12 protein-coding genes and 1 pseudogene are annotated in these 12,026 nt (G+C 72.6%); 5 read left to right on the top strand and 8 right to left on the bottom strand.

The window, feature by feature from the left end; all coding sequences use genetic code 11:
• The coding region (locus AB0M52_RS21600; protein WP_363956422.1) for a UDP binding domain-containing protein at positions 1 to 553 on the top strand (553 nt) is incomplete at its 5' end.
• A 17-nt stretch (positions 554 to 570) separates the two neighbouring features.
• Here AB0M52_RS21600 and AB0M52_RS21595 read toward each other — a convergent pair.
• The 4 genes and pseudogenes from AB0M52_RS21595 to AB0M52_RS21580 all read right to left on the bottom strand — a co-directional run bounded on the left by AB0M52_RS21595 (position 571) and on the right by AB0M52_RS21580 (position 5,597).
• Positions 571 to 3,051: an FtsX-like permease family protein gene (locus tag AB0M52_RS21595; RefSeq protein WP_363956417.1), complete on the bottom strand. Its 2,481-nt coding sequence runs from the start codon at positions 3,049 to 3,051 to the stop codon at positions 571 to 573.
• Positions 3,048 to 3,488, bottom strand: a pseudogene (locus AB0M52_RS21590) (ABC transporter ATP-binding protein); the annotation flags it as partial. The pseudogene AB0M52_RS21590 and the gene AB0M52_RS21595, both read right to left, overlap by 4 nt.
• 223 nt (positions 3,489 to 3,711) lie before the next feature.
• Positions 3,712 to 4,377, bottom strand: a complete 666-nt coding sequence (locus AB0M52_RS21585; RefSeq protein WP_363956414.1) for a response regulator transcription factor — start codon at positions 4,375 to 4,377, stop codon at positions 3,712 to 3,714.
• Positions 4,374 to 5,597, bottom strand: coding sequence for a histidine kinase (locus AB0M52_RS21580; RefSeq protein WP_363956411.1), 1,224 nt, complete (start codon positions 5,595 to 5,597; stop codon positions 4,374 to 4,376). The genes AB0M52_RS21585 and AB0M52_RS21580 overlap by 4 nt, the downstream gene beginning before the upstream one ends.
• A 148-nt stretch (positions 5,598 to 5,745) precedes the next feature.
• Between AB0M52_RS21580 and AB0M52_RS21575 the strand changes: the two genes are divergently transcribed.
• Entirely contained in the window at positions 5,746 to 7,203 is a 1,458-nt protein-coding gene (locus AB0M52_RS21575) for a hypothetical protein (RefSeq protein WP_363956408.1), read from the top strand.
• 131 nt (positions 7,204 to 7,334) lie between these two features.
• Here AB0M52_RS21575 and AB0M52_RS21570 read toward each other — a convergent pair whose 3' ends face one another.
• Complete coding sequence (locus AB0M52_RS21570; RefSeq protein ID WP_363956405.1) at positions 7,335 to 7,589, bottom strand: hypothetical protein; 255 nt, start codon at positions 7,587 to 7,589, stop codon at positions 7,335 to 7,337.
• A 10-nt stretch (positions 7,590 to 7,599) separates the two neighbouring features.
• Here AB0M52_RS21570 and AB0M52_RS21565 point away from each other — a divergent pair, with 10 nt between their 5' ends.
• From AB0M52_RS21565 to AB0M52_RS21555, 3 genes are read left to right on the top strand one after another with little or no spacing between them, the layout of a single operon-like run.
• Complete coding sequence (locus AB0M52_RS21565; RefSeq protein WP_363956402.1) at positions 7,600 to 7,773, top strand: hypothetical protein; 174 nt, start codon at positions 7,600 to 7,602, stop codon at positions 7,771 to 7,773.
• Positions 7,774 to 7,819: 46 nt separating this feature from the next.
• The gene (locus tag AB0M52_RS21560) at positions 7,820 to 8,560 is read left to right on the top strand and encodes a hypothetical protein (RefSeq protein ID WP_363956399.1); all 741 of its coding nucleotides are present in this window, start codon (positions 7,820 to 7,822) and stop codon (positions 8,558 to 8,560) included.
• Positions 8,553 to 8,927 (top strand): transcriptional regulator, encoded by a 375-nt coding sequence (locus tag AB0M52_RS21555; protein WP_363956396.1) that lies wholly within the window; start codon positions 8,553 to 8,555, stop codon positions 8,925 to 8,927. The genes AB0M52_RS21560 and AB0M52_RS21555 overlap by 8 nt, the downstream gene beginning before the upstream one ends.
• A 21-nt stretch (positions 8,928 to 8,948) precedes the next feature.
• Here the strand turns inward: AB0M52_RS21555 and AB0M52_RS21550 are convergent, their stop codons facing one another.
• The 3 genes from AB0M52_RS21550 to AB0M52_RS21540 form a co-directional block, all read right to left on the bottom strand.
• Positions 8,949 to 10,559: an asparagine synthase-related protein gene (locus tag AB0M52_RS21550; protein ID WP_363956393.1), complete on the bottom strand. Its 1,611-nt coding sequence runs from the start codon at positions 10,557 to 10,559 to the stop codon at positions 8,949 to 8,951.
• Positions 10,560 to 10,562: 3 nt separating this feature from the next.
• Positions 10,563 to 11,519 carry a DUF5715 family protein gene (locus AB0M52_RS21545; protein WP_363956390.1) on the bottom strand — a complete coding sequence of 319 codons (957 nt, stop codon included), beginning with the start codon at positions 11,517 to 11,519 and terminating at the stop codon, positions 10,563 to 10,565.
• A 168-nt stretch (positions 11,520 to 11,687) separates the two neighbouring features.
• Complete coding sequence (locus AB0M52_RS21540; protein ID WP_363956425.1) at positions 11,688 to 11,816, bottom strand: LuxR C-terminal-related transcriptional regulator; 129 nt, start codon at positions 11,814 to 11,816, stop codon at positions 11,688 to 11,690.
• Positions 11,817 to 12,026: the final 210 nt, after the last annotated feature.

Raw genomic sequence — 12,026 nt, 5'->3', positions numbered from 1 at the left:
GGCGATCGAGGCGGCGGAGACCAAGCCCTTCGGCTTCATGTCGTTCCGTCCGGGCCCCGGCGTCGGCGGGCACTGCCTGCCGATCGACCCCTGCTACCTGTCCTGGCAGGTCAAACGCCGCCTCGGCCGGCAGTTCCGGTTCATCGAGCTGGCCAACGACGTCAACCACGAGATGCCCGAGCACGTGGCGCAGCGGGTGATGGCGGGGTTGAACCGGTCCGGACGGACGGTCAGCGGCGCCCGGCTGCTGCTGCTCGGTCTGGCGTACAAGCGCAACACCGGGGACATGCGCGACTCGCCGGCCGTCGACGTGGCCCGGCGGTTGGCGGACCTCGGCGCCGAGGTCCGTGCGGTGGAGCCGTACGCCGAGCCGCACCACCTTCCCGCCGGGGTGCTGACGGTGGACCTGACCGAGCGTGAGGTTCGCGAGGCCGACGCCGTGGTGGTGGTCACCGACCACGACGTGTTCGACTACGACCTGGTGGCGCGGCACGCCCGCTACGTCTTCGACACCCGCAACCGCTGCACCGGCCGCACCGTCGAACGCCTCTAGGAAAAACAGCCACCGGCTCATTGATCGGCGAGCGCCTCGACCACCGGGCGGGCCAGCGCCCGGCGGGCCGGTACAACGGACGCGGCCAGCGCGGCCACCACCGCCACACCGAGGATCAGCCCGAGCTGGCCGATCGGCAGCACGACCCGGAAGTCCCCGCCGATGCGGCCGAGCAGGGCCATGGCGGACGCGCTCACCCCGGCGCCGAGACAGATCCCGAGCACCGCACCGACCAGCGCCATCAGCACCGCCTCGAAGGCCAGCATCGCCCGCATCCGACCCCGGGTCAGCCCCACCGCGCGGAGCACGGCGTTCTCCCGGGTCCGCTCCAGCACCGACAGACTCAGCGTGTTCGCCACCCCGACCAGCGCGATCACCACGGCCAGCCCGAGCAGCGCGGTGACGAACGCCAGCAGCATGTCGACCGTGCTGGTGAGCATTTTCTTGTACCCGGCCTGGTCCATCAGGTTGACCGTCGGATACCGGGCGACGACCTGCTCCACAGCCGTACGGGCCTGCTCGGCAGTGACCCCGTCGGCCGGGTCGACCTCGGCCAGGTAGCCACGCTGGTCCGGAAAGATGGCGGTGAAGTCGGCGTCCACCACGTCGATGACGTGCCCGGCCGGCACCGGCCCGGCGGCCTGCGCCGCGGCGCCGTCGGCGACCACCGCGACCACAAGCAGCGCCCGCCCGCGCACGGTGACCGTCGAGCCGACCGTCCAGCCGTTCTGGTCGGCGAGTTCCCGGTGCACCAGCGCGGTGCCCGGGCCCAGCCGGCCCGGATCCCCGGCAACCACCTCGGTGAGGGTCCGGCCGACCAGGGCCGGATGGGCGGCCCGGACCCGCACCCCGTCGGCGACCGCACCGCGTTGCTCGTGCACCACCCCGAGCTCGGGTCGGGCGCGCAGCTCGTCGGCCAGACCAGCCGGCAGGTCCGCGCCGATCCCGGTGACCAGGAAGTCGACGCCGATCTGCGCGTCCACGCTGCGCTCGATGCCCTCCTTCGTGCTGCCGGCACCGACCACGAAGGCCGAGACCAGGCCGATGCCGATCACCAGCGCGGTGGCGGTGGCGGCCACCCGGCGCGGGTTGCGCACCGCGTTGGCCACGGCCAGGGCGGCGGTGGCCCCGAAGACCCGCCGCACCGGCCATCCGAACAGCCGGACCAGCGCCGGGACCAGCAACGGGCCGAACAGCACGATGCCGAAGAAGGCCAGCACGCCACCGGCCGCGACCAGCACCACCTGCCCAGTGGGCGCGGCGCCGGCCAGCGCGGCGACACCGGCGGCGAAGACCACCGCGCCCAGACCCAGCCGCAACCGGCCGGCCCGCCCGCTGGGCAGCACCGCCGCGTCGGTCAGGGCGGCGACCGGGGCGACCCGGGTGCCCCGCCAGGCGGGCAGCAGCGCCGCGCCGACGGTGATCGCGGTACCCAGCGCCACGCCGAGCAGCACCGTGGGCGCGCTGACGGCGAGGCCGCCGGGGATCGGCGCGTCCAGCCGCGCCATCAGCTGGGTCAGGCCGCCGGCCAGGGCCACCCCGAGCAGCACGCCGAGCCCGGACGCGACCAGGCCGAGCAGGGTGGACTCCAGCAGCGCGGCGCGGAACACCTGGCCCCGGGTCGCGCCGACCAGTCGCAACAGCGCGGTGCGCCAGGTGCGTTGGGCGAGCAGGATGGCGAAGGTGTTGGCGATGACGAAGCCGGCCACCACGACCGCCACCCCGGCGAAGGTCAGCAGCACCATGGTGAACTGCCTCAGGTCGCGTACCGCGTCGTCGACCGCGGCATCGAGGATCTGCTGCCGGGTCCGCACGCTCACCCCGTCACCGGTCGCCGCGGCCACCCGCCCGGCCAGCTCCACCTCGGACACTCCGGGGCGGGCGGCGACCATGACTCGCGCGTAGCCCGGCTCGCCGGTCACCGCGAGGGCGTCCGGGCCGACCAGGCCGATGAACGGGCCGCCGATGTCCCGCGAGGTGCCGGCGACGTCGACGGTGCCGACCAGCGTGTAAGGGCGGGCCGCGCCCTCGGTGCCGCCGACGCGTACCGCCGTGCCGAGGGTGAAGCCCTCCTCGGCTGCGGTCGGCGCGTCGAGCACCAGCTCCCCGGGACGGTCGGGCAGCCGGCCGGCCACCACGTCGTACGAGCGCAGGGCGTCCTCGGTGGGGATGGCGGCCAGCACCGCGAACCCGAGCACCGGCCGGCCGTCCGCGCCGACCACGCCAGCGGTGCCGACCAGTTCCCCGGCCGCGGCGGCCACCCCGTCGACCGCGCGGACCCGGTCGACCAACCCGGGTGGGATCGGGCCGGTCTCGCCGTACACGTCCACGTCGGTGTGCCGGTCGAAGGTGCCGGCCCGTTCGTACGCTCCGGCCCGCATGCCGTCGACGAAGGTCAGGGTGCCGGCGATGAACGCGACACCCAGCACGATCGCGAGCGAGGAGAGCAGCAGGCGCACCGCGTCGGCCCGCAGCGTCCGCAGGATCAGCCGGATCACCGGGTCACCGCCACGTCGCCGGTACGCCGGGCCGGATCGAGACGGGCGAGGGTGTCCAGGATCTGCTCGGCGGTGGGTGCGGCCAGCTCTCTGACGCGCCGCCCGTCGGCGAGGAAGACCACCCGGTCGGCGTGCCCGGCGGCCAGCGGGTCGTGGGTCACCATGATCACGGTCTGGCCGAGCGTGTCGACGGCCTCGCGGAGCAGCCGAAGCACCTCGGCGCCGGAACGGGAGTCGAGATTCCCGGTGGGCTCGTCGGCGAAGATCACCCACGGTTTGGTGATCAGGGCACGGGCCACCGCGACCCGCTGCTGCTGGCCGCCGGAGAGCTCGGCGGGCCGGTGCCGCAGCCGGTCGGTCAGCCCCACCGCGGCGACCACCTGACGCAGCCAGGCCGGATCCGGCCGCCGGCCGGCGATGGCCAGCGGCAGCACGATGCCGTACCGCTTGGCGAGGCCGCGGGCGGTGACCGCGACGCCGGCGGTGGCGTGCGCGGGAGGTGCGACGGACACGTGGGTGCTCCCCGTGGAGACGGCGATCTGACCTCTCCGACGCTATGGCCGGTACCGGTCAGTTGATCTCCACCTGGACGCTCGACCTTCGTCCGCCCCGGGTCGCCCCCGGCCGGGGGAACCCGTACGACCCAGGTCGTAGTGCCGCTCAGCCGCCGGGCGTGACCAGCCCGCTCTCGTACGCCAGCACCACGGCCTGCACCCGGTCGCGGAGCTGGAGTTTGGCCAGCACCCGCCCGACGTGGGTCTTCACCGTCGCCTCGGCCACGTGCACCCGCGCGGCGATCTCGGCGTTGGACAGCCCCTGCGCCACCAGCAGCAGGATCTCCCGCTCCCGCTCGGTGAGCTGGCCCAGCCGGGGGTCCTCGGTGGGCCCGGGACCGAGCTGGCCGGCGAACCGGTCGAGCAGCCGGCGGGTGATCGACGGGGCGACCACCGAGTCGCCCTGCGCGACCACCCGGATCGCGGCCAGCAACTCCTCCGGCGGGACGTTCTTGAGCAGGAAGCCGCTGGCTCCGGCCTGGAGCGCGGCGAAGGCGTCGGCCTCGGTGTCGAAGGTGGTCAGCACCAGCACCCGGGGCGGCCCGGGTGGCCGCCCGGCGCAGAGCCGGCGGGTCGCCTCCACCCCGTCCATGGTGGGCATCCGGACGTCCATCACCACCACGTCGGCCTCGACCCGGTCGAGCACCCGCAGCGCGTCGGCGCCGTCGATGGCTTCGCCGACCACTTCGAGGTCGGGCTGGGAGTCCAGCACCATCCGGAATCCTGCGCGCACCAGCGCCTGGTCGTCCACGATCACCACGCGCACCGTCATACCGTGACCACCTCCGTCCCCGGGGACGACGGTAGCGGCAGCCGGGCTTCGACCTGCCAGCCCCCGGCGAGCCTCGGACCGGCGTGCAGGCTGCCGTCGTACACACCGACCCGCTCCCGCATGCCGACCAGACCGTGACCGCCGGACGGAGCCGGGGGCACCGGCGGGCGGCCGTGGCCGTCGTCGACCACCCGAACCACGACGGCGTCGGCGTCGTGGCGCAGGACGACCTCGACGGCGGCACCGACCCCGGCGTGCTTGAGCGCGTTGGTGAGCCCCTCCTGCACCACCCGGTAGACGGTCAGCTCCAGGCCGGGCGGCAGCGCTGGCGGGTCGCCCACGGCGGAGTGCCGGATCCGCAGGCCCGCGGCACGGAACCGGTCCAGCAGGGCGGGCAGTTCGGCCACCGCCGGCCGGCGGTGCTGCGGGTCGGCGATCACCGCCGGGTCCGTCGCGGCGGGGGCCGGCTGCGGCGGTACGTCCTCCCGCAGCACGCCGACCAGCCGGCGCATCTCCTCCAGCGCCTGCCGGCCGGTGTCGGCGACCACCTTCACCGCCGCCCGGGCCGTCTCCGGGTCGCGGTCGAACATGAACCGGGCCCCGTCGGCCTGGACGATCATCACCGCCATGCTGTGTGCCACCACGTCGTGCAGCTCACGGGCGATGCGGGTGCGCTCCCCGGCGACCGCGGCCCGCGCTTCGGCCTCACGTTCACGTTCCAGGGTGGCGGCGCGTTCCTCCAGACTGAGCACGTACAGCCGGCGGGTCCGCACGTTCAGCGCTACCAGCCAGACCGCCCCGGTGACCAGACCGTAGTAGACGGCGGTGAAGTACCAGGCGACCTGCGCCGGGGTCTGCAGCGCGGCGAGCACCACCCCGATCGCGGCGACGACCCCGGCGATCACGCCGTCGCGCAGGCGGTCGGCGTACTTGACCACGCTGTAGAGGGTGATCAGCACCGCCACGTCGTACGGCATCGGCCCCCAGCCGAGGGCGACCTGGGTGAGCGCGAGCACCGCCACGACGGCGGTCACGGCCACCGGCCGGACCCGGCGGAACAGGAGGGCCACCGCCATCCCCAACCCGATCGCGGTGGACCACCAGCCACCGGGCTGGGCGGCCACGGCAGCCACGCCGAACAGCGCGACCGCGCCGGCGACGAGCACGTCGAAGGCGACGCTGCGTAGCGGGCGGCCGAGGACCATGCGGTTCACGGTCACTCAGCGTACGTGCCGGCCGGACCGGTGGCCACGACCGCCGATCAGCGGGGGCCAGCCGGAGATTCAATGTGATCCAGATCACATCGATGGATGTCGGTGGCGAGTAGGGTACCGAACGTCGTCATTCCCCTCTCGAAGGGCGTCGCCGATGGTCAAAATGGCCCTGCCACGGAGGCGGCAACTGCGCATCGTCAGTGTCGCCGCCACCGGGCTCCTCCTCGCCAGCATCGCGGCAGCACCACCCGGCAACGCACAGACGGCCTCGCGGGCGGCCACCGAATCCGCCGCGGCCGTCCAGGCCCCCCTCGAAGTCGACGAGATCTCCAGCAGCCCCAACCTCCGGCAGATCGCCAACCTGCCGAAGCTGGCGCCGTTCGACACCACCGCGGCGCTCGGCACCGACATCGCCTTCCAGGGCAAGTACGCCTACGTCGGCAACTACAACGGCTTCGTCATCTACGACATCGCCAAGCCCAGCAAGCCGCAGATCGTGTCGCAGGTGCTCTGCCCGGGGGCGCAGAACGACGTCTCCATCCACGGCGACCTGCTCTTCCTGTCCACCGACGCGTCACGCAGCGACGACTCCTGCGACAGCGTCTCCCAGCCCGCGACGATCAAGGAGTCGTGGGAGGGCATCAAGATCTTCGACGTCAAGAACCCGAAGAATCCCCGCTACATCAAGTCGGTCGAGACCGCCTGCGGCTCGCACACCCACACCCTGGTGCCGGCGAAGGACAAGAAATCGGTCTACCTGTACGTCTCCTCGTACAGCCCGCAGGACACCTTCCCGGACTGCCTGCCGCCGCACGACTCGATCAGCATCGTCAAGGTGCCGCTGAAGAAGCCGACCGACGCCGCCGTGGTCGCCACGCCGAGCCTCTTCCCGGACGGTGGCTACGAGGGCCGTCCGGGCGGCTCGGCGACCAGTGGGTGTCACGACATCACCGCCTACCCGGAGAAGGATCTCGCCGCCGGCGCCTGCATGGGCGACGGGATCCTGCTGGACATCAGCAAGCGGGAGGCGCCGCGGGTGATCCACACGGTGCGGGACACGACCAACTTCGCGTTCTGGCACTCGGCCACCTTCAACAACCGCGGCACCAAGGTCGTCTTCACCGACGAGCTGGGCGGTGGCGGCGGCGCCACCTGCAACGAGGACGTGGGGCCGAACCGCGGCGCCAACGCCATCTACGACATCACCGGCCGCGGCGACAAGCAGAAGCTGGAGTTCCGCAGCTACTTCAAGATCCCGCGGACCAACGGGGACACCGAGAACTGCGTCGCGCACAACGGCTCGCTGATCCCGGTGCTCGGCAAGGACATCATGGTCCAGGCCTGGTACCAGGGCGGTGTGTCGGTGTGGGACTTCACCGACTCCCGCCGGCCGACGGAGATCGGCTTCTGGGAGCGCGGCCCGCTGTCGGACACCCAGCTGATCGTGGGCGGCTCCTGGTCGGCCTACTACTACAACGGGCACATCTACTCCTCCGACATCCAGAAGGGGTTGGACGTGCTCGAACTCAACGACTGGCGGACCTGGACGGCCAAGCTGGTCCGCTACCGCGAGTTGAACGTCCAGACCCAGCCCAGCTACCTGAGCTGGTAGCACCCACACCCACCGGGCCCGGTCCCCTCCCCTCGCGGAGGTGACCGGGCCCCAGCCGTTCCAACGGACCCCGCCCCACCCCCGCGCCACCCCGCCCGCCACCGGCCGTCCCATATAACAGGACGCCCTGATCAGATCTTGGACAGTACCCGTTCGCGCGGAACGTGAACTTTCCAAGATCTCGAATCCGGTCCGGTCGAACCGATGCCCTCGCGCGGATCCTGCCGCTGCCGCTCGTCCTCGGCACCGTGGTCATGCTCGCCGAACTGACCGCCGCAGCCGGGGTCTTCGACGTGGCTGCCCCAACTGGCCGCACTCGCGGTCACCACGGTGCTGCTCTGATACTTCTGGTGGCGGCGGGACCGGCCGGCCACCGGCCACTTCATGCCGCCGGCGGTGCACCGACCCGCCGACCCGGTGCTGTACCGCGCCGCCCTCGTGGCCTGCCTGCTGTTCATCGCCGCGATCCCGGCCGGGGCGCCGGTCGGCCTCGCCTCGGCGGTGGCGACCGCCCCCGCTGACTGGCCCGCACGGAATTCGGCCTTGCTCCAGGGATTCACCGAGGCATAGGCTTTGCTTTGCAAAGTTATCGCTGCCGCAGAGTTGGGAGTACCGGATGGATCGGGGTGCCGCCGGAGAGGCAGCGGAGACCCTCGCCGCACTTGAGCAGCTGCGCAGACGAACGCACCGACGGACCCACGGCGGCGCCTGGCTGCCGGCGCTGGGCGTCGCCGTCCTGCTGCTGGCGAGCATGGCGCTCTACCGCTATCCGCTGAGCCAGACCAACTCGATCGATGCCGATTATCCGTTCTGGGCCGGGCTGCCCGACGAACAGGTCAGCCCGGTGGCGTCGTACGTCTTCTGGTTCGTCGGCACGCCGATGCTGTTCACCGGCATGGCGCTCTGGTATGCCTGGCGGGCCCGCCGCTACGGCGTACGGGTGGCGTGGCCGCTGGTCGCGGCCACCGGGCTCGGTGTGCTGGTGCTGTTGGCCGTGTTCGCGGCGGTGCCCACCGGGCCGGTTCCGGCCGGGCTCACCCTTCCCAACGGCCCGCACTGGGGTGGGTTGCTGACCCCGTTTCTGCCGCTCGCCGCAGCGGTCGTCGTACTGGGCCGGGCCGAACGCAGCCGTGGCCTGGTCGCCGCGGGCGGGTGGATCGCCCTGCTCACCGCCTGGCTGTGCACGACGTTCCCGCTCGGTTACCTGCCCGGCTGGTTCACCGCGATGACCGGCGGCACCGAGTTCGGCGGCCAGTTGTCGCTACGCCCCGGGCACTATCTTGTCCTGATGGCCCTTCCGCTGCTGGTCGTCGCCGCCGTCAACCTGGCCGCGGCGCGCCGCGCCGCACGTGACTGAACCCCGGACCGGCCGGCCGGAGGCGACCGGGCAGCCGCCGCACCCGGCGACGGTCCTCGACGACGTCGTGCACCAGCGGGTGCGGTTGGGCATCCTCACCGTGCTCAGCGAGGCATACGAGTGCCGGTTCGCCACGCTGCGCGACGAGCTCGGCCTGACCGACGGCAATCTCAACCGGCACCTGCGGATCCTGGAGCAGGCCGGGCTGCTCCAGGTGAGCAAGGGTTACGAGGGCCGCCGGCCGGTGACCTGGCTACGGCTGACCCGCGAGGGCCGTGCGGCGCTGCGCGCCGAGGTGGCCGCGCTGGAGCAGCTCGTCAGCCGGATCCGTACCGCCGCCCTCAACCCGCCCGACGGCGAAGACTGAAGGCTGCCCCGACATTTCGGTTCAGCCCGGCAGCGGCGCCTCGTCGCCCCCGTTGCGGCGCGGCGTGACCAGCCGGCGCACCATCGGGGCGGCGTTCCAACGTGCCGCGCCCACCAGGTCGCGGGCGTGTTCCAGCACGGTGTAGTCCGGCCTCGCCCGGCCGGCGGCGATCGCGGCGTCCAGGTCGTTGCCGCAGCGCATCAGCACGCTGTCGAAGTCGCGGCGTACCGGCTCCAGCAGGTCGTACCCGAAGGAGCGGTGCAGCCGGGCGAAGAGCGGCTTGTACAGCCGGGCCCGCTCGTGCAGCCCGGAGGAGTACGACATCGGGTTCTTCGGCCGCCGCCGGATGTAGTCGGGCAGCAGGTCGGCGAAGGCCCGCCGGACGATCCACTTCTCCTGGCCGTCCCGCATCTTCAGCTCGATCGGCAGCCGCATCGCCAGCTCGACCAGGGCCAGGTCGAGGAACGGCACCCGGGCCTCCACCCCGAAGCCCATGCTGGTCCGGTCGACCCGCTGCAACTCGGTACGGCAGAGGTTACGGATCTTGTGCAGGAAGAGGCGACGGGACGCCTCCGGACCGACCTGGTGGTACATCGGGTAGCCGCCGAACAGCTCGTCCGAGCCGTCACCGGTGAGCACGACCTTGATCCCCAGCTCGCGCAGCCGACGGAAGATCGGCACCGAGACCACCGCGTTGATGATGTCGCCGTACTCGGTCAGCTCGGAGATCCGGATCGCCTCCCGGATGTCGGCCAGCCGGATGTCGCGCGGGCGAAGCTCGATCACCTCGTGCGGCACGCCGAGGTCCTTCGCCAGCCGCCGGGCGTACGCCAGGTCGGGACTGTCCGGCGCGCCGACGGTGACCGCGACGCAGTCCGGGTGCAGCTGCGCCGCGTGCAGCAGCGCCAGCGAGCTGTCCAGGCCGCCGGAGAGCACCACACCCACGGTGAGGTCGGTGTCCAGCCGCACCCGGATGCTGTCGGTGAGGGCGGTACGGACGAGCAGGGCGGCCTCGTCCGGGTCCGCCACCACCGGCAGTCCCGCGCCGAGGGAGAGCAGGTCCACGTACGGTCGCAGCTGGACCCGCCGGTCGGCCTCGGCCCAGCCGTGGTGCCCCGGCGGCACCTCGACCACCGGCGCGCCCGCCCGGACCAGCGCCTTGATCTCGCTGGCGATGTGCAGGCACCCCGGGGTCCGCGACCAGTACAGCGGCTTCACTCCGAGCGGGTCCCGCACCAGGTACGCGCGGCCGGTGGCCCGTTCCACGATGGCGAAGGCGTACTCGCCGCGCAGCCGGGTCACCATCCGCTCGCCCCAGCGCTCGAACGCGGCGAGCACCACCTCGGTGTCGCTGAGGCTTCGGAACCGGTGGCCCAGGGCGCTCAGCTCCGCGCGCAGCTCGTGATGGTTGAAGACCTCGCCGTTGTAACAGAGCAGCCAGCGCTCGTCGGCGGAGAGCCAGGGCTGCACCGCACGGTTGCGGTCCACCACCCGCAGCCGCCGGGTGCCGGCGAACAGGCCGGTCTCGTACCGGGTCTCGGTGACCTCGCCGCGCGGGACGAGCCGGGTGAGCATCCGCCGGAAAATCGCCGGGTCGGCTTCCGGGCCGAGGCTGAGCACGATGCCGCACAAGGTTCAGACCCCCATCTCGGCCTCGTACGCCCGACGCAGGCGCAGGGCCGCCGACGGTGCGGCACAGATGTGCCAGGCCTGCCCCTCGTCGACCACGTTGAGCTCGCCGGTCCGTTGCCGGGTCAGCAGGAGCCCGGCCAGGGTGTCCCGGACGCCGAAGCGGCCGAACCAGTCCATCTCGATGTCCGCCGCCCAGCCCAGACAGTGACCACTCGGCACCATCGCGGCGTACCCGAGGCGGCGCAACCGGTACTGGTGCTCGGCACTGCGGACCAGGCTGGTCACCCACAGTGGCGGGGTGCCCGCCGGGGTGGCGGCGGCGAACTCGCGGCCGATGTCGTTGAGCAGGGCGACCACCTCGCGGCGGGCCCGGCGGAACAGCAGCCCGGCGGTATGCGGCGTGGCGTCCGGCAGCACCCGGCGGCGCAGCGCCCGTACGCCCCGGCCGACGACGGTCCGGGGCTGCTCGGTGTAGCGGAACCGCAGCAGGTCACGGCGCCGCAGCCACTCCAGGTCGACCAGTTCGGTGCTGTGGTGGACCTCGGGGTCGGTGAGGAAGGCGGCCGAATCGCGCCACCACATCACGTCGATGCGGGACAGCAGGTAAATGCGCACGAGCGCGGCCAGGTCGCCGGCGGAGCTGCGCGCGTTGGGCTGGTACCGGGCCATCTCCAGCAACAGGGTCTCGCGGGCGCCGATCAACCCCTGGGCGGTGGCGTCGAGCACCGCGGCGATGGCCGGCTCCCGCAGTCGCTGGTCGATCAGCACCTGGCGGGCCTTCGTACTGCTCGCCCCGGCGAGGGCGCCCACCTCGACCAGCAGCTCGGCCACGGCGTCGCGGTAGGCGTTCAGGTCGGGCCCGACCGTCGCCGACGGGTGTCCAGAATTCCGCGGGCGACGCCGGGCCGGGGTGACGGGAGGACCGGACCGATGTCCCGGGCTTCGGCTGGGCACTCGCATGGTGGGTCCTCTCTCCCGTCGTGCGGTGATCGCCTGTCGCCGACAGTAATCACGCGGACCGGGATGAGTCCGAACAATCCTCCTATCTACTTCTAAGGAAGGCGGCACCGACCGTACGGCCCGGACCGGGGCGTACCAGTGGCACGCCCGGCGGTCGGGGACGAACCGTCACAACCAGCCGTTGTCCCGGGCGATCCGCCGGGCCTCGGCCCGCGTGGTCGTCCCCAGCTTCTGCACCGCCAGCGCGAGGTAGTTGCGCACCGTGCCCGCCGACAGGTGCGTCTGGCGGGCGATCACCGCGACCGGCACGCCGTCTCCGGCCAGCCGCAGCGTCTCCAGCTCACGCGGGGTCAGCGGGCAGGGCGGGATGGTGAGCGCGTCGGCCGCGAGCGCCGGGTCAGCACGGCGGCCGGGTGTCGCCGCCTGGCTGGTGGTGCTGGTGAAGATGCCGTCGCTGCGTCGCCTCGGGCTCTTCCTGACCCTGGTCATGGTGCTGCTGGTGGCCAC

This window comes from Micromonospora sp. NPDC051296, from assembly GCF_040682255.1.
Classification (GTDB): Bacteria; Actinomycetota; Actinomycetes; order Mycobacteriales; family Micromonosporaceae; genus Micromonospora; species Micromonospora craterilacus.
Note: the sequence above shows the minus strand (reverse complement) of the source record. Positions and strands in the feature narration are given on the sequence as shown.